12 protein-coding genes are annotated in these 16,960 nt (G+C 73.5%); 8 read left to right on the top strand and 4 right to left on the bottom strand.

Translation table 11 applies throughout. The features are described from left to right. Window positions 1-5 precede the first annotated feature (5 nt). A complete protein-coding gene (gene glgX / locus ACFU7Y_RS04765; RefSeq protein ID WP_224283105.1) occupies window positions 6-2,183 on the bottom strand; it encodes a glycogen debranching protein GlgX in 2,178 nt (725 codons plus the stop codon). A 468-nt stretch (window positions 2,184-2,651) separates the two neighbouring features. On the opposite strand from glgX, the gene ACFU7Y_RS04760 reads away from it, so the two are divergent. From ACFU7Y_RS04760 to ACFU7Y_RS04735, 6 genes are all read left to right on the top strand, one after another. Beyond that, window positions 2,652-3,842 (top strand): SAV2148 family HEPN domain-containing protein, encoded by a 1,191-nt coding sequence (locus tag ACFU7Y_RS04760; RefSeq protein WP_224283108.1) that lies wholly within the window; start codon window positions 2,652-2,654, stop codon window positions 3,840-3,842. Window positions 3,843-3,888: 46 nt separating this feature from the next. Further along, window positions 3,889-4,809 carry an N-acetyltransferase family protein gene (locus ACFU7Y_RS04755; protein ID WP_374120058.1) on the top strand — a complete coding sequence of 307 codons (921 nt, stop codon included), beginning with the start codon at window positions 3,889-3,891 and terminating at the stop codon, window positions 4,807-4,809. 56 nt (window positions 4,810-4,865) lie between these two features. After that, window positions 4,866-5,615 (top strand): ABC transporter ATP-binding protein, encoded by a 750-nt coding sequence (locus tag ACFU7Y_RS04750; protein WP_380766481.1) that lies wholly within the window; start codon window positions 4,866-4,868, stop codon window positions 5,613-5,615. Then, a complete protein-coding gene (locus tag ACFU7Y_RS04745) occupies window positions 5,612-7,561 on the top strand; it encodes an FtsX-like permease family protein (protein WP_380766480.1) in 1,950 nt (649 codons plus the stop codon). Before ACFU7Y_RS04750 ends, ACFU7Y_RS04745 begins: the two co-directional genes overlap by 4 nt. A gap of 142 nt (window positions 7,562-7,703) precedes the next feature. After that, window positions 7,704-8,405 carry an exonuclease domain-containing protein gene (locus tag ACFU7Y_RS04740; RefSeq protein ID WP_224285246.1) on the top strand — a complete coding sequence of 234 codons (702 nt, stop codon included), beginning with the start codon at window positions 7,704-7,706 and terminating at the stop codon, window positions 8,403-8,405. After that, entirely contained in the window at window positions 8,402-8,881 is a 480-nt protein-coding gene (locus ACFU7Y_RS04735) for a GNAT family N-acetyltransferase (RefSeq protein WP_380766478.1), read from the top strand. Before ACFU7Y_RS04740 ends, ACFU7Y_RS04735 begins: the two co-directional genes overlap by 4 nt. 289 nt (window positions 8,882-9,170) lie before the next feature. Here the strand turns inward: ACFU7Y_RS04735 and ACFU7Y_RS04730 are convergent, their stop codons facing one another. The 3 genes from ACFU7Y_RS04730 to ACFU7Y_RS04720 all read right to left on the bottom strand — a co-directional run bounded on the left by ACFU7Y_RS04730 (window position 9,171) and on the right by ACFU7Y_RS04720 (window position 13,651). Next, a complete protein-coding gene (locus ACFU7Y_RS04730) occupies window positions 9,171-10,223 on the bottom strand; it encodes a polysaccharide deacetylase family protein (RefSeq protein ID WP_380766477.1) in 1,053 nt (350 codons plus the stop codon). Window positions 10,224-10,396: 173 nt separating this feature from the next. Further along, window positions 10,397-11,290, bottom strand: a complete 894-nt coding sequence (locus ACFU7Y_RS04725) for a phosphotransferase enzyme family protein (protein WP_224283508.1) — start codon at window positions 11,288-11,290, stop codon at window positions 10,397-10,399. 126 nt (window positions 11,291-11,416) lie between these two features. After that, a complete protein-coding gene (locus ACFU7Y_RS04720) occupies window positions 11,417-13,651 on the bottom strand; it encodes an MMPL family transporter (RefSeq protein ID WP_224283511.1) in 2,235 nt (744 codons plus the stop codon). Between the two features lie 564 nt (window positions 13,652-14,215). Between ACFU7Y_RS04720 and ACFU7Y_RS04715 the strand changes: the two genes are divergently transcribed. Next, window positions 14,216-16,402 (top strand): MMPL family transporter, encoded by a 2,187-nt coding sequence (locus ACFU7Y_RS04715; protein ID WP_224283509.1) that lies wholly within the window; start codon window positions 14,216-14,218, stop codon window positions 16,400-16,402. A 292-nt stretch (window positions 16,403-16,694) separates the two neighbouring features. Then, window positions 16,695-16,901 (top strand): cold-shock protein, encoded by a 207-nt coding sequence (locus ACFU7Y_RS04710; protein WP_224283510.1) that lies wholly within the window; start codon window positions 16,695-16,697, stop codon window positions 16,899-16,901. Window positions 16,902-16,960: the final 59 nt, after the last annotated feature.

The raw sequence follows: 16,960 nt of genomic DNA, 5'->3' as shown, positions 1-16,960 counted from the left end.
CCCCCCTAGGCGGGCCGTTGCAGCACCATCAGCGAGCGGTCGGTGAGCCACAGGGCGTCCCCGGCCTTGACCCGGGCGCCCGTGCCCGGGGCGGGCAGCCGGGGCTGCGCGGTGTCGACCACGACCTGCCACTCCTGCCCGTGGTCGGCGGGCACGGTGAACTCCAGCGGTTCGAAGTGGGCGTTGAACATCAGCAGGAAGGAGTCGTCGACGATCCGGCCGCCGCGCCGGTCCGGTTCGGAGATCGCGTAGCCGTTGAGGAAGACGGTCAGCGACTTGGCGTAGCTGGCGCCCCAGTTGCGCTTGGTCATCTCCTCCCCGGCCGGGGTGAACCAGGCGATGTCGGTCAGGTCGTCGAACCCGCCGGTGGACGGCGCGGCCGCGCCCCGCGCGCCCGGACCGTGGGTGCCCGCACCCGACCGCCCGGACACCGGCCGGCCGTGGAAGAAACGCCGCCGCCGGAACACCGGGTGGTCGCGGCGCAGCCAGATCATCCCCTGGGTGAACTCCAGCAGCCGCGCCTGCGGCCCGTCGCCCTCGGGCCAGTGCACCCAGGTGAGCTCGTTGTCCTGGCAGTAGGCGTTGTTGTTGCCCAGCTGGGTGCGGCCGAGCTCGTCGCCGTGCGAGAGCATCGGCACGCCCTGGGAGAGCATCAGGGTGGCGATGAAGTTGCGCTGCTGGCGCTCCCGTAGCGCCTCGACGGCCGGGTCGGCGGCGGGGCCCTCGACGCCGCAGTTCCAGGAGCGGTTGAAGGACTCGCCGTCCCGGTTGTCCTCGCCGTTGGCCTGGTTGTGCTTCTCGTTGTACGAGACCAGGTCGCGCAGGGTGAAACCGTCGTGGCAGGTCACGAAGTTGATCGAGGCGATCGGGCGGCGGCCGTCGTCCTGGTAGAGGTCGGAGGAGCCGGTGAGCCGGGAGCCGAACTCGGCGAGGGCCGCGTTCTCGCCGCGCCACAGGTCGCGCACGGTGTCCCGGTACATGCCGTTCCACTCCGTCCACAGCGGTGGGAAGTTGCCCACCTGGTAGCCGCCCTCGCCGAGGTCCCAGGGCTCGGCGATCAGCTTGGCCTGGGAGACCACCGGGTCCTGCTGGACCAGGTCGAAGAAGGAGGAGAGCCGGTCCACCTCGTGGAACTGCCGGGCGAGGGTGGCGGCGAGGTCGAAGCGGAAGCCGTCCACGTGCATCTCGGTGACCCAGTAGCGCAGCGAGTCCATGATCAGCTGGAGCACGTGCGGGCTGCGCATCAGCAGGCTGTTGCCGGTGCCGGTGGTGTCCTCGTAGAAGCGCTGGTCCTGGGCGAGGCGGTAGTAGGAGACGTTGTCCAGGCCGCGCAGCGACAGCGTCGGCCCCAGGTGGTTGCCCTCGGCGGTGTGGTTGTAGACGACGTCCAGGATCACCTCGATCCCGGCCGCGTGCAGCGCCTTGACCATGGACTTGAACTCCTGCACCTGCTGGCCGCGGTCGCCGGTGGAGGAGTAGGAGGAGTGCGGGGCGAAGAAGCCGACGGTGTTGTAGCCCCAGTAGTTGGCCAGGCCCAGGTCCCGCAGCCGGTGGTCGCGGACGAACTGGTGCACCGGCATCAGCTCGATCGCGGTGACGCCGAGTTTGGCCAGGTGCTCGATCACCGCCGGGTGGGCCAGGCCCGCGTAGCTGCCGCGGATCTCCTCGGGGATGCCCGGGTGCAGCCGGGTGAGGCCCTTGACGTGGGCCTCGTAGATGACGGTGCGGTGGTAGTCGGTGCGCGGCGGGCGGTCGGTGCCCCAGTCGAAGTACGGGTTGATCACCACCGAGTGCATGGTGTGCGGGGCGGAGTCCAGGTCGTTGCGGCGCTCGGGGGCGCCGAAGTGGTAGCCGTAGACCGACTCGTCCCAGTCGATGTGCCCGCTCATCGCCTTGGCGTACGGGTCCAGCAGCAGCTTGGCGCTGTTGTGCCGCTGCCCCAGGCCCGGGTTGTACGGGCCGTGCACGCGGAAGCCGTAGCGCTGGCCGGGCTGGACGCCCGGGAGGTAGGCGTGCCGCACGAAGGCGTCCGTCTCGCGCAGTTCGACGGCCGTCTCGGAGCCGTCCTCGGCGATCAGGCACAGCTCGATCCGGTCGGCGCTCTCCGAGAACACCGCGAAGTTGGTGCCGGCCCCGTCGTAGGTGGCGCCGAGCGGGTAGGGCGCACCGGGCCAGACCTGCATGACTGCTCAACTCCCTTACTGCCGACGGAAACTGGCATGTAGTCCGACAACGGCCCGACCGCCTGCCCGGACCCGGACGCTCTCTTCCCGGCCGGGCGGCCGGGCATGTGCGTGACCGCGCGCCGTGACGCACGGCACAGCGCATACTCCCCGAGCGCGTCCCCGGCGGCCGGGAGATCCGGCCCGGGTTGGGCCGAATGAGCGTCCGTCGGGCATTCGTGTGAAGAACGCGGCGGATGGTGCGGGAGGGCCCCCGGGCATCCGGCTGCGAGCGGCTCGCGGCGGGCAGTACCCTTGATCGTCCCGCCGCCCGGGCGGGCCGCCAGGAATTCGACGGTCCCCGCGCCCGCGGGGGTCAGCCGCAGCAACCAGACGAGGTGGCGCATGGTGTTCCCCGCCGGCGGCCGTGGCTCCGGGCCCGGCGGCCCCGACCGGGGCGCGGCCCGCAGCGAGGCGCCCACGGTGGTCATGCGCCCCACCCTGACCGGCCGGGCCCTGGTGCCCGCCCAGGGCGGCCCGGTCGAGATACCCGCACTGGCCTGGTCGGTCGCCGAGTGGGAGGACGCCTACCAGCGGGTCCGGCTGTCCGGCCGCGCCTACGTCTGGCTCAACCTGGTCGAACAGCGGCTGCGCGCCCTGGTCGACGAGGTGCTGCACCCGATCTACGCCCCCGCCCACGGAGAGGACTGGGTCACCGCCGCCGCCGGGCCGGCCGGCGAGGAGTGGGCCCACCGCGCCGGGGCCGTGCGCGAGGTCAGCCGCCGCAAGGGCTACCTGCTCGACCCGGCCGACGACGACCCGCTGGTCTTCCTCACCCTGCCCCAGCTGCGCGAGCTGATGGTGCAGCACTGGCCCTGCTTCGAGCCGTACCTGGCCGACCGGCGCGAGATCGAGCTGGCGCTCGACGAACTGGAAGTGGCCCGGCACGTGGTCTCCCGCAACCGGGTGCTCACCCAGACCGTGCTGGCCCAGACCGAGCGGGCCGCCGCCCGGCTGCTGGCCGTGCTGGACGGCGGCGCCGGCGGCGTGCCCGCCGACGTGGTCGAGTCCCTGGTGGCCGGCCGGTACGCGGACGTCGTCGCGGTGCACGCCGACCGCGTCCGGCTCCAGCGCGACCTGCCGGTGGAGGACCTGCTGGACGGCGCCCGGCGCCTGGACGCGCTCGGCATCGGCCTCGGCATGCTCTGCCAGAACTACACCGGCAAACGCCTGGTGCGCCTCGCCGGCGAGGGCTGCCGGGTGCGGCTGCTCTTCCTCAACCCGGCGAGCAGCGCGGTGCGCCGCCGCGAACGCGAACTCGGCCTCGGGCGCAGCGAGCTGTCGCGCTCCATCGAGATGAACATCATGCACGTGCGGCGGGTCCGGGCCCGGCTGCGGGACCAGGGCGGCTTCGAGATCCGGGTCTTCGACGAGACCCCGCGCTTCACCGCCTACCTGGTCGAGGGCCCCCGCACGACCGGCCAGGCGGGCGGCCGCCGGCAGGGCCGCGACCTCGGCGTCATCCAGCCCTACCTGCGCCGCGCCCGCGGCATGGAGTCCCCGGCCCTGGTGCTGCGCGGCGGCGCCGGCCAGCAGCCCGGCGGCACCGAGCCGGGACTGCTGGAGGTCTACCGCGAGGAGTTCGAGGGCGTCTGGGCCGACTCCCGGCCCGTGTCCTGACAAAATCCTTGGCCAGCGCGGTGGCGTGGCTGTCAGACTGCGGTTCGTGAGCACCTATGCCGACTGGAGCCTGCGCCCCGCCACGACCGCCGACGTCGAAGCCGTCGCCGAGCTGCGGGCCGAGGTCATGCGGGCCGACCTCGAACGGCTCGGCCGCTACGACGGGCACCGGGTCCGCCAACGGCTGCGCGACGGCTTCTCACCCGGGCACACCTCGATCGTGCTGGTCGGCCGCGCGTTCGCCGGCTCCGTCACCGTCCGCCCCGCCGAACAGGGCGGTCGCCTGCTGGAGCACTTCTACCTCCGCCCCGGCCACCAGGGCCACGGCCTCGGCACCGCCGTCCTGCGGCACCTCCTCGCCGAGGCCGACGCGGCGGGCGAACCCGTCCGCCTGAACGTCCTGCAGGGCAGCGCCGCCCGCCGCCTGTACGAGCGGCACGGCTTCCGGCCGGAGCACGAGGACCCGGTCGACGCCTTCCTGGTCCGCCCGGTGCCGACAGTGTGCACCGACCCGGCCGCCGAACGGCTGCGGGACGCGGCCCTGCTGTGGAGCGCCGGGGAACTGACCGCCGTCGAGGTGGTCGACACCGCCTGCGCCGCGCTCGTCGCCGGCTTCGACGGAGAGGCCCTCACCGCCCTCGCCGCCTGCCCGAACGGGGAGGCGTCCGGCCTGGTGCCGGACCTGCTGCCGCCCGCGCTCGCCGAGTTCGGACTGGCCTTCCACCCGCCCGGCGGCGTGCCCGGCAAGCAGGCCGTCCTGCGGGCGCTCGCCGCCCGGCTGCTGGCCGGCGAGTACGGGCCGCAGGACCTGACCCACCGGGTCCACAGGCGGTTCGGGCACGAATTCGACCCGGCCGACCCGCTCGCGTGCCTCGACGACGAGTACGGCACCCTCGACTGCGGCACCAGGACCAGGGCGGAGCTGGACGCCGAAGTCCAGGCCGAGGCCCGCCGGCTGACGGCGTAACGATTCCCCCAAGCCACCTGGTCCGGAGCGCGGAGCCCGTGGTAGGTGTGGCTACCGTGAAGATCACGGGGGAGGACGGGGCCGTGCTGCGCCTCGTCGACGTACACCGCACCTACGGAACCGGACCGGAGGCCGTACGGGCACTCAGAGGGGTGAACGTCGATTTCGCCCGCGGCGGCTTCACCGCCGTCATGGGGCCCTCCGGCTCCGGCAAGAGCACCCTGCTGCAGTGCTGCGCCGGCCTCGACCGGCCCGACAGCGGCCGGGTCACCCTGGACGGGACCGACCTCGCCGGGCTCGGCGAGACCGAGCTGACGGTACTGCGCCGGCAGCGGATCGGCTTCGTCTTCCAGGCCTTCAACCTGGTCGGCTCGCTCACCGCCGAACAGAACGTCGGCCTGCCGCTGCGACTGGCCGGCCGCCGCCCCGACCGCGCCGAGGTGCACCGCGCCCTCGCCCAGGTCGGCCTCGGCGAGCGCGCCCGGCACCTGCCCTCCCAGCTCTCCGGCGGCCAGCAGCAGCGCGTCGCGATCGCCCGCGCACTGATTACCCGGCCGCGGATGCTGTTCGCCGACGAGCCGACCGGCGCCCTCGACTCCACCAGCAGCCGGGACGTCCTCGCCCTGCTGCGCGACCTCGTCGACCGCGAGGGCCAGAGCACCGTCATGGTCACCCACGACCCGGTCGCCGCCGCCCACGCCGACCGCGTGCTCTTCCTCGCCGACGGCCGGATCGTCGACGACCTGCCCCACCCCACCGCCCAGCAGGTCGCCGAGCGGATGACCGCCCTGGAGACGGCGGCATGACCTCGCTCGCCACCCTGCTGCCGGTCGCCGCCGCGAGCCTGCGGCGGCGCAGGGCCGCCTTCGCCGGCTCCTACGTCGCCCTCACCCTCGGCGTCCTGCTCGTCGCCACCACCGGCAGCCTGCTGAACGACACCGCCGGCGACGACTCCCCGCTCGGTGCGCCCTCGCTGCACAAGGTGCTCCAGTTCACCGCCGCGATGACCGCCTTCGTCGCCGTCTTCGTCGTCGCCGGGACCTTCGCCTTCGCCGTCGCCCAGCGCCGCCAGGAGATCGCGATGCTGCGCGCCGTCGGCGCCACACCCCGGCAGATCGTCTGGCTGATCACCGGCGAGGCCGCCGTCGTCGCCCTCGCCGCCGCCGTCAGCGGCTGCCTGCTCGCACTGCCCGGCGCACCCGCGCTCGCCACCTGGTTGGTCGCCCGCGGCGCCGCCCCCGACGGCTTCACCGCGCACCCCGCCGCCGGGCCGATGCTGCTGGCCGCCGCCGTCGGCCTCCTCGTCGCCCTGCTCGGCGCCGTCACCGCCGCCCTACGGGCCGGCCGGGTGCGCGCCGTCGAGGCGCTCGGCGACGCCGCCGCCGACCGCAGGGTCATGACCCCGCTGCGCTGGACCTGCGCCCTGCTCGGACTGCTCGCCCTGGCCGCCACCGTCGGCTACTACCTGGCCGCGCCCACCATGCCCCCCGCCCCCGGCGACCAGCCCGACGACCCGCAGCTCGCCTCCCAGTGGGTGCTCGGCGCCGACCTGCTCACCATCACCGCGCTCGCCCTGTTCGCACCCGTCCTCGTCCCGCCGCTGGTCCGGCTGCTCAGCGCCCCGCTCACCCGGGCCGTCGCCGCCGCCCCGCTGCTCGCCCGACAGAACGCCCTCACTGCCGTGCGCCGCACCGTCTCCACCGCCACCCCGGCCTTCCTCACCATCGCGCTCACCGGCACCGTGGTCGGCTCCACCGCCGCCTTCGCCGACGCCATGACCGCCCAGAACCGGGCCACCACCGCCGCCCGGTACGTGCTGCGTCCCGGCGCCGCCCCGTTGCCCGCCGACGCCGCCCACCGGCTCACCGCCACCCGGCCCGGCCTGCACGCCACCGCCACCACCGCCACCGTGGTCACCGGCCTCGGCGCCGCCGCCCCCGCCTTCGACGACCACGGCGAGGACTCGCCCGCGAGCGTGCCGTCCGCCGCCACCGTCGTCGACGGCGACCCCGCCACCGCCTGGACCCTGCCCACCGTCGGCGGCAGTGCCGCCGACCTGCGCGGCGCCACCCTCGCCGCCTCCACCGACCAGGTCCGCGGCCACGGCTGGAAGCTCGGCGACCAGGTCAACCTGCGCCTCGCCGACGGCACCGTCACCAGCCTGCGGCTCGTCCTGGTCTACCGCACCCAGCTCGGCCTGGACGAGGTCCTGCTCAGCGGCGAGGCCACCGCCGGCCACCTGGCAGACGCCCGCCCCGCCGCCGTCCACCTCGACGCCGAACCGGCCGACCGGCTCGGCGGCACCCTCACCGACGCCCGCGACCCCGGGCCGGACCCCGGCGCCCACTACGCCTGGATCGCCACCACCACGATCCTCGGGCCCGCGCTGCTCTACGCGCTGATCGCCATCGTCAACACCATGGTGATGAGCACCGCCGACCGCCGAGGCGACTTCGACGTGCTGCGACTGGCCGGGACGGTGCGCCGCCAGGTGACGTGGATGGTCGCGCTGGAGGCCGTCCTGGTCGTCGCCACCGCCGCCCTGCTCGCCCTCGCCGTCACCGCGCTCACCCAGTACGGCACCACCGCACTGCTCAACCACCGCATCCTGGCCGGCCAGACCACCGTCGCCCTGCGGCTGCCCTGGGCGCCCCTCGGCGCGAGCACCGCCCTGTGCCTGCTGCTCGCCGTCGCGGCGAGCGTCCTCCCCAGCCGCCTCGCGCTCGCCCGCCCGGCCGGCCGGGCGGCCTGACCGGGGCCGTGCCCGGGCCGCCCCGAGCGGCCGGGGCACGGGGCACGGCGACGAGGACGAGCGGGCTCCCCCCGGCCGGGTTGTCGGTGGGGCGGGTGATGATAGGGGCTGTTTCGAGAGGCAGGACGGAAGGACACACCTGATGAGCTGGTGGCAGCAGCCACTGGTCGGCTTCGACCTGGAGACCACGGGCACCGACCCGGCCGTGGACCGCATCGTCACGGCCGCGCTCGTGGACACGGTCGGGGCCGCCCGGGTGGGGGCCGCGCACTGGCTGGTCGACCCCGGGGTGCCGATACCCGCCGAGGCGGAGGCGATCCACGGGATCGGGGACGAGGTGGCGCGGAGCAAGGGCAGACCGGCGAAGGAGGCGGTGGAGGAGATAGCCGCCGCACTGTGCGAGCGGATCGCCGCCGGACGGCCGGTGGTGGCGTTCAACGCGCCGTTCGACCTGTCGCTGCTCGACGCCGAGCTGCGCCGGTACGGGCTGGCGACGCTCGCCGAGCGCCTGGGCCGGCCGGTCGGGCCGGTGCTGGACGCGCTGGTGATCGACCGGGCCGTGGACAAGTACCGCAAGGGCTCGCGCACCCTGCAGAGGGTCTGCGAGCTGTACGGGGTGGAGCTGACGGACGCCCACGAGGCGGGCAGCGACGCGCTGGCCGCCGTCCGGGTCGCCGTCGCGCTGGCCGGGCGCTACCCGGCCGAGGTGGGAGCGGTGCCGCCCGCCGAGCTGCACCGGCGGCAGATCGACTGGTACCGGCAGTGGGCCGAGGGCCTCCAGGCCTGGCTGCGCCGCGGCAAGGACCCGCAGGCCGTGGTCGACCCGCGCTGGCCCGCCCGGTGACGGTACGCCCGGCCCTCCCCGCGGACCTGCCCGGCTTCCTCGCCCTCGCCGCCGAGGTCGAGCACTGGTTCGGCCCGATGGTCGCCGATCCGGGCTTCCACCGCGCGGTGCGCAGCAGCACCGACCGGGGCCTGGCGACCGTCGCCGAGGACGACCGGGGGCTGCTCGGCGGCCTGCTGTTCGGTGCCGGGAACGCGGGGCCCGAGCGGCCCCCGGTGTACCACCTGCACTGGCTCGTGGTGGCCGGGCGCGCCCGGGGCACCGGCGTCGGCCGGGAGCTGGTCGAGGACGTGCTGCGCCGCCACGTCCGGGGCCCGGCCACCGTCGAGGTGGTGACCTTCGGTCCGGACCACCCGGGCGCGGTGGCGAGCGGAGCCCGGGTCTTCTACGAGCGGCTGGGCTTCACTCCGGCCGAGGCCGCCGGCCCGGGCCCGGAGGGCGGTTCGCGGCAGGTCTACCGGCTGCGCGTCGACTGACGCCCGGCCGGCCCCGGGCCCACCGGATGGGCCGGGTCCGCGGGGAGGACGAAGACGTGCAGCGGGGCGGGTTGCCCGCCGCAGGGCGTCAGGCACCCTCGGGCGGGGCACGATGGTGGCCTCGGCGGTGTCCGGTGCCGGCGGGTCGTACCGGACGGTCAGCACCTGCCCGACCCGGGGCGCGAGGTGGGCCTGGACGCGGATCGCGCAGACCAGGCTGCGGGCGACGCCGTCGGGGGTCGTCCACCGAGTGAACGAGGGGGAAGCCTCGGGGCGGCCGCCGGCCGTGCTACGCGGCCGGGAAGTCGAAGGTGTACCCCTCGGCGACCATCCAGGGCAGCAGCTGCTTCAGCGCGGCCACGGTCTGGCTGCGGTCGCCGCCGCCGTCGTGCATCAGGACCACGCCGCCGGGCTTGAGCTGCTTCTGCACGGCCGAGACGATGGCCGGCGTCCCCGGACGCGACCAGTCGCGCGGGTCGACGGACCAGCCGAGCGAGGACATCCCGAGGCCCGCGGTGATGTGCTCGTTGTCACTGTTGAAGCCGCCGCCCGGGGCACGGAACCAGCCGACCTCGGTGCCGGGGCCGCCCGCCTGGACGATCATGTCCCGGGCGGCGGTGATCTCGTACACGGCCTTGTCGTGCGGGAGCTTCGCGAACGGCTGCGGGTGGTGGACGCTGTGGTCGCAGAGCCGGTGCCCGGCGGCCAGTATGCGCTTGACCATGGCGGGGTTGGCGGCGGCGTTCTGGCCTATCTCGCAGAAGGTGGCCTTGGCGTGGTACTGGGCCAGCAGGTCGAGGATCTGGCCGGTGGCCGGGCCGGGGCCGTCGTCGAAGGTGAGCGCGACGGTGCGGCCGCCGGAGGCGGTGGAGCCGATCACGGTGCCCGCCCCGGTGTGTGGGGGCGGCGCGGCGGGCGAGGACGGCTCGGCGGTCGGAGTGGCCGGTACGGTCGGGGCGGCCGACGCGGTCGGGGCGGCAGGCGTGGTCGGGGCGGCAGGCGTGGCGGAGGCCGCCGGGGCGCCCGTGGCCGCGGGCGGGTTCGACTTCGGCGGAGCCGCCGGGGCGGAGGAGGGGGCGACCGGAGCCGGGGAACCCGGTGGTACGGCGTCCGAGCCGGGGGTCGGCGCGATGGTGGCCGCCGCCGTCACGCTCGGCTGGGCGGTGACCGGGGACTGCGCCCCGGACGGCGCCGCCGCGCTCGGCGACCGGAGCGCTCCGCTGGCGGTCCCGCACGCGGCCAGCCCCAGGGCGGCGGCCACCGCGATGCAGCCCGCGAACAGCCGGCGCCGGGAGCGGGACGGTCGGGTCGGGGTGGAGGGGCGGTGGGCGGTCCGGTGCATGGCGGCGGCTCCTGAGGTGCGAGTACGGTGCCGGTCTCTCGGGTCAGGACGACTGCCCGACAGGACGCCGATCGTACGTTTCCCGGTTGCGGGCCGGACCGAACCGCCGTAAGAGTCTTCTCACACCCGCCCCGGTGGCATCTCCGTGCCGACGCGGGTAACGGAGAGGGCCGTCAGAACGGGTACCAGCGCACCTCGGTGGCCCCGTTGCGCAGCGAGTCGACCCGGCGCCGGAACTCCTTCAGCGCGGCCGGGTTGCTGGCCGCCTGCTGCGCCACCCAGGAGGCGCTGGCGGTCTCCCGGGCGCCGCGCAGCACCGTGAAGCCGGACCACTCGCGCACGTCCCAGCCGTACGCAGCGGTGAACGCCCGGTACTCCTCGGCGGGCACGCCGTACCGGTCCTGGCTGAGCGCGAGGACGACCAGGTCGTGCTCGCGCAGGTCGTTCGCCATGAACTCCAGGTCGAGCAGCACCGGCCCGTCCGGGCCGATCTGGACGTTGCGCGGCAGCGCGTCGCCGTGGATCACCCCGGGGTGCAGCTGCGGGACGAGGTCGGGCAGGGCGGCCTCGAAGGCGTCCCGGCGGTGGCGCAGGAAGGCGACGTCGGCGGGGTCGACGTGGCCCTCGGCGGAGGCCAGCCAGCGCTCGACCGGGGCCAGCAGGTCGCGCCGGCCCAGCGTGAAGGGCGGCAGCGGCAGCCGGTGCAGGGCGCGCAGCAGCGGGGCGAGGTCGACGGGACGGGCGGGCCGGACGGCGGGCGCGAGCCGGTGCCAGAAGGTGACCGGGTGGCCGTCGGCCAGCTGCGGTTCGGGCGCCACCGCGTCGTACGGGCGGACCACCGGCACGTCCTGCCCGGCCAGCCAGTGGGCGAGGGCCAGCTCGCGGTGCGCCCGGTCGTACAGTTCGGGGCCGCGGCCGACCTTGGCGACCACGGCCGGGTCGCCGAGGTCGAAGACGGCGTTCTCGCCGAGAGCGAGCAGCGTGGCCCCGTCGGGGGCGGCCAGCCCGGCCGACTCGCAGGCCCGGGCGAGCAGCAGCCGGGCGCGGCCCTCGTCGAAGGGGATCATGACTGGAGTTCCGTTCCGCCGACGTTCGTCCCGGGGGATCCCGGACGGTGATCATCATGACGCACGGACACCGGGCCCCGCGCGCTGCGGGGCCCGGCGTCGGACGCGTCCTGGGTGCCGGGAGGCTCAGACCCCGGCCCTGCGGTGGCGCGCAGCCTCCGCCGGGGCGGCCGGCTGGGTGTGCAGGGCCCGGTCGGCGCCGAGCGGCGGGACGGATTCGCCGTGCGAGAGGTCCGGCAGCCAGTTCAGCCAGCGCGGCAGGTACCAGTTGCGCTCGCCCAGCAGGGTCATCACCGAGGGCAGCAGCACCCCGCGGATCACCGTGGCGTCGATCAGCACCGCGACCGCCAGGCCCACGCCCATCTGCTTCATCACCTGCATGGACAGCGATCCGAAGACGGCGAACACCGCCACCATGATCACCGCGGCGCTGGTGACCACCCCGGCCGTGGAACGGATGCCGTGGGCGATCGCGGCCCGGGTCGGCAGGCCGCGGTCGTGGCCCTCCTTGATCCGGGAGACCACGAAGACGTGGTAGTCCATCGAGAGCCCGAAGAGGATCACGAAGAGGAACAGCGGCACCCAGGACTCCACCGCGCCGACCCCGGCGGTGCCCAGCAGCGAGGCGCCCACGCCGTGCTGGAAGACCAGCGTCAGCACCCCGTACGCGGCGCCCACCGAGAACAGGTTGAGCACCACGGCGGTGACGGCGACGGCCAGCGAGCGGAACGAGGTGAGCATCAGCAGGAAGGCGAAGGCGATCACGAAGGCGAAGACCAGCGGCATCGAGCCGGTCATCGTGTGGTTGAAGTCGTACGACCCGGCGGTGCGGCCGGTGACCGGGGCCTCGGTGCCGGGCACCTTGAGGACGGTGGCGGGCACCAGGTCCTCGCGCAGGCTCTTCAGGGCGTCGTTGCTGGTGGCGTCGTTGCCGGTGCCGTTGAGCGGGATGTCGACGGTGGCGACGTTCCGGTCGGCGTGCACGGCGACCTCCACCGGGCCGTGCATCAGCGTGCCGGCCAGGGCCTTCGCCTTGAGGTCGGCGATCGCGGCGGTCATCGCGGGGGAGTCGATGTCGGCGGCCTTGATCACGACGGTGGCGGGGCCGGGACTGCCGGGGAAGGCGGCCTCGATCTTCTGCGAGGCGGCGACCAGCGCGTTGCCCTTGGGCAGCTGCTGCTGGAAGGTCAGGTTGGCGGTGTGCATGGTGAGCATCGGCGCGGCCAGGGCCAGCAGGAAGGCGCCGGCGAGCACGGTGGCGGCCAGCGGGCGGCGCAGCACCGGGGTCAGCACCGCGTTCCAGAACCGTCCGCCGGTCTGCGCGGCGTCCGGCCGGCGCAGCTTGGCGAGGAACGGCACCCGGCCCTTCTCCACCCGGTCGCCGAGCATCGACAGCAGTGCGGGCAGCACGGTGAGCGAACCGAGCACGGCGGTGATCACGACCACGATGGTGGCGTAGGCCATCGAGCGGAAGGTGGCGATCCCGGTGAGGAACATCCCGGCCATGGCGACCACCACGGTGACGCCGGAGACCAGCACCGCCCGGCCGCTGGTGGCGGCGGCCACGGCCAGCGCGGTGGCCGCGTCCCGCCCGGCGGCCCGTTCCTCGCGTTCGCGGCGCAGGTAGAAGAGGCAGTAGTCGACGCCGACGGCGAGGCCGACCAGCAGCATCACCGAGCTGGCGTCGTTGCTGGTGTGCAGGAACCCGCTGCTGAGCGCGACCAGTCCGGCGGCGGCGACGAAGGCGGTGAGCGCGAGCACCACCGGCAGCACGGCGGCGACCAGCGCGCCGAAGGCGACCAGCAGGATGCCGAGGGCGAGCGGCACGGCCGTCCACTCGGCGCGGGCGAAGTCGTTCGTGAACTGGTCCTGCATCCACTTGCCGGAGCTGGCGTCGCCGAGCTGGACCACGGTCAGGTCCGGGTTCTGCTTCTGCACGCCGGCCACCGCGTCCAGCACCGACTGGACGTGCTCCACCGCCTCGGTGCTGTCGCCCTTGAGCGTCAGCATCACGAGCGCGGAGTGGCCGTCCGCGGAGACCGCCTTGGTGTCGTACGGCGAACGGACCTCGGCGGCCCGGCCGGTGCCGTTCACGGCGGCGATCACCTGGCCGACGGCGGCGCGGAACTCCGGTTCGTCGGCGCTGCGGGTGGAGCTCTGGACCAGGACGGTCTCGTTCGCCGGGCTCTTCAGCCCCGCCTCGTCGAGGATCCGCGCGGCCCGGGAGACCTGTCCGGGGATCGACTCGGCGTCGGTCACCTTGGTGCTGCCGTGCACGGTGCCGAGCGCGGCGGCCAGGACGACGAAGAGCAGCCAGCCGAACACGGCGGTCTTCCGGTGCCGGGCGCTCCAGGCACCCATCGCGGCCGCCAGGCCGAGTCTGGACTTCACGGGCTTCACGGTGGTTCCCCCCTGGGAGAGCGGCGGTCGTCGCCGGACGGGAGCGGCGGCGGCCCTGGGTCGGGAGAACCGCCGGTCGGGGTGCGCCGGGTGCGGTCCGGCGTCCCGATCGACAGTAGGGAAGCGGGGGTTGACGGGTAATCCGGCTGGCGGGTGGCCGTTTCCTGGTGCTCTCCTCGGGGCCGGGGTGGGGTTTTCCCTACCCCGGGACCCCGAGATCTCCTCCTGGGGGGTAGGGGGTGCGCCTCCACCCTGAGGGGGAGAAGTCTCCACCCGGAGCACGAGGTCAACGGGGTTGCGCCCGGGAGAAACTGGAGCGGGGCCGCTTCGGGGCGGCCGCGGGGGTTGAATGCAACGGGGGCTCCTTGCCGGGCGGCAAGCAAGTACTCGTAGGATGATGCCCCAGACCTACTTACCTGCCGACCGGCAAGGGAGTGTCCACAGCACTCCGCGCGCCGGTCCTGCCGTCGCCCAGCGTCCCGTCCCCCAAGGGCTGCGGTGAACCATGCCCAGGAGGCATCGAGCATGTTCCACCGACTAGGACAATTCGTCGTTCGCCGCCCGTGGTGGGTGATCGGCGCATGGCTGATCGCCGCGGTCGCGATCATCGCGACCGCCCCGCCGCTGAAGGCCAACTCCGATGAAGCGGCCTTCCTGCCCAAGCACTACGAGTCCATCCAGGCCTCGGAGGTCCAGCAGAAGGCCTTCCCGTCCAACGTCTCGCCCTCCGCGCTGCTGCTCTTCGAGCGCACCGACGGCGGCAAGCTGGACGACGGCGACGCGGCGGCCATGACCAAGGTCACCCAGGGCCTGGCCGACAAGAAGATCCCGCTGGTCGAGATGGTCGCCCCGGTCTCCGCGGCCTCCTACTCCCAGGATCACAAGTACGCGATGTCGATGGTCTCCATCGACAAGACCAAGATGCAGACGGACGAGTTCACCGACGCCGCGAAGAAGCTCCGCGACGAAGGCACCGCACTCGCCTCCGGCAGCAACCTGAAGTTCCAGGTCGGCGGCCCGGCCGCGATGAACCTGGACCAGAAGGACGCAGGCAAGACGGCCGGCATGCTGATCGGCCTCGGCACGGTCGTGATCATCCTGCTCACGCTCGGGATCATCTTCCGCAGTCCGATCATCGCGCTGCTGCCGATCCTCTCGGTGGTCATCTACTCGATGGTCGCCAACGGCCTGATCTCGGACGCCAGCAAGGTGTTCGGGCTCAAGGCCGACAACTCGATGGAACAGATCCTCACCGTCGTGCTCTACGGCGTCGGTACCGACTACTTCCTGTTCCTGATGTTCCGCTACCGCGAGCGGCTGCGCGCCGGGGACGACCGCAAGCAGGCCGTCGCCAACGCGGTCGGCCGGGTCGGCGAGGCCATCGCCTCCGCCGCCGGTGCCGTCGTGGTCGCCTTCGCCGTGCTCGTCCTGTCCAGCCTCGGCATGTTCAAGGCGCTCGGCCCCTCGCTGGCGATCGCGGTGGCCGTCACGGCGATCGCCTCGGTCACCCTGGTGCCCGCGATCCTCTGCCTGATCCCGGAGAAGGTCCTGTTCTGGCCCTCCAAGGCCTGGCAGCGCGAGCCGTCCAACGCCCGCTTCGCCGCGATGGGCCGCGGTGTCGGCCGCCGTCCGGCCGCCGCAGCCCTGCTCTCCGGCCTGGTGATGGTCGGCCTCGCGGTCGCCGCGCTCGGCTACCAGGGCACCTTCGACATGGCCGGCAGCTCGATGCCGAAGTCCAAGGAGTCGATGGTCGTCCAGGAGACCATGGTCAAGGCCTACTCGGCCGGTGCCGCCGACCCCGCCCACATCTACCTGACCAGCCAGAACGGCAACAGGATCGACGTCGCCGGCCTCAAGGGCTACGTGGAGGACCTGGGCAAGGTGAGCGGGGTGTCCAGCGCCGCCATGCCGGACCCCGACCACGGCGTCAGCAAGGACGGGCTCACCGCCGACATCACCGTCGTCCTCAAGGACGAGGCGGCCAGCAACAAGGCCATCGACACCATCGGCGAGGTCCGCAAGGTCGCCCACGACCACGCGCCCGCCGGCACCAAGGCCTACGTCGCCGGCACCACCTCCGTGTACAAGGACATCAACACGGCGATGGCCCACGACTACAGCCTGGTCTTCCCGATCGCCGCGGTGCTGATCATGGTGATCCTCGGCCTGCTGCTGCGCAGCGTGGTCGCCCCCTGGTACCTGATGGCCTCGGTCGGCCTCGGGTTCGGCGCCACCCTCGGTGCCACCACCCTGCTGTTCCAGAACATCAAGGGTGAGCAGGGCCTGATGTTCATGCTGCCGATCCTGATCTACCTGTTCGTGGTCGCGCTCGGCACCGACTACAACATCCTGATGATCGCCCGACTGCGCGAGGAGGCCCGCGAGGGCCGCAGCCCCCGCGAGGCGGCGAGCCAGGCGATCCGCCACGGCGGTCCGACGGTGGCCGCGGCCGGCTTCATCCTGGCCGCGACCTTCGGCACCATGCTGCTGGCCGGAAACACCCTGATGAGCGAGATGGGCTTCTCGATCGCCATCGGCATCCTCATCGCGGCCTTCGTGATGGCGATGTTCTTCACCCCGGCGCTCACCGCGCTGCTCGGCCGCCGCGCCTGGTGGCCCGGCCACGCGGACACCCCGAGCCACGGCCACGGCGAGGGCCCGGCCCCGCTGACCGGTGCCCACGGGGTGCCGGAGCCGGCCGGCCGGCGCTGACCCGACCGGTGCGTACAGGCGGCGTCCCGCTTCGGCGGGGCGCCGTCTGCCCCATTTGCGGAGCCACCAAACGTGATCTGTAGGGCGGGAAAATCCCCGGTCAACCATGGTGGCACCGTGCTACAGTCGAAGCAGTTGCAGTTTTGGTTCCCATGAACGTGGTGTGCGCCTGCTGGTTCCAACCGACAGGCGCATTTGTTTTGTCCGGTGTTTCAGTCTCCGGATGGGGATCGCGGCTACTCCGGGATTCACGAGGTGTGGATCCCTGATGCCCCAGTAGGAGGAGACGGTTATGGCTACCGGCACCGTGAAGTGGTTCAACAGCGAAAAGGGCTTCGGCTTCATCGAGCAGGCCGAGGGCGGCCCGGACGTGTTCGCCCACTACTCGAACATCCAGGCCAATGGCTTCCGTGAGCTGTTCGAGGGCCAGCAGGTCGAGTTCGACGTGACCCAGGGCCAGAAGGGCCCGCAGGCCGAGAACATCCGCCTCGTCGGCTGATTTCAGCCCCTGCGCTGACTCGCGATCTGCGAAGCGAGGGCCCGCACCTCACCGGTGCC

The sequence above is a fragment of the Kitasatospora sp. NPDC057542 genome (assembly GCF_042801945.1).
GTDB lineage: Bacteria > Actinomycetota > Actinomycetes > Streptomycetales > Streptomycetaceae > Kitasatospora.
Note: the sequence above shows the minus strand (reverse complement) of the source record. Positions and strands in the feature narration are given on the sequence as shown.

What these genes read in the sequence shown, in the direction of transcription:
- ACFU7Y_RS04760 (WP_224283108.1), top strand. Translation starts at nt 2,652, where the DNA reads ATGCGCCCCACCCTGACCGGCCGGGCCCTGGTGCCCGCCCAGGGCGGC.
- ACFU7Y_RS04715 (WP_224283509.1), top strand. Translation starts at nt 14,216, where the DNA reads ATGTTCCACCGACTAGGACAATTCGTCGTTCGCCGCCCGTGGTGGGTG.
- ACFU7Y_RS04745 (WP_380766480.1), top strand. Translation starts at nt 5,612, where the DNA reads ATGACCTCGCTCGCCACCCTGCTGCCGGTCGCCGCCGCGAGCCTGCGG.
- ACFU7Y_RS04730 (WP_380766477.1), bottom strand. Translation starts at nt 10,223, where the DNA reads ATGCACCGGACCGCCCACCGCCCCTCCACCCCGACCCGACCGTCCCGC.
- ACFU7Y_RS04710 (WP_224283510.1), top strand. Translation starts at nt 16,695, where the DNA reads ATGGCTACCGGCACCGTGAAGTGGTTCAACAGCGAAAAGGGCTTCGGC.
- ACFU7Y_RS04720 (WP_224283511.1), bottom strand. Translation starts at nt 13,651, where the DNA reads ATGGGTGCCTGGAGCGCCCGGCACCGGAAGACCGCCGTGTTCGGCTGG.
- ACFU7Y_RS04740 (WP_224285246.1), top strand. Translation starts at nt 7,704, where the DNA reads ATGAGCTGGTGGCAGCAGCCACTGGTCGGCTTCGACCTGGAGACCACG.
- glgX (WP_224283105.1), bottom strand. Translation starts at nt 2,183, where the DNA reads ATGCAGGTCTGGCCCGGTGCGCCCTACCCGCTCGGCGCCACCTACGAC.
- ACFU7Y_RS04725 (WP_224283508.1), bottom strand. Translation starts at nt 11,290, where the DNA reads ATGATCCCCTTCGACGAGGGCCGCGCCCGGCTGCTGCTCGCCCGGGCC.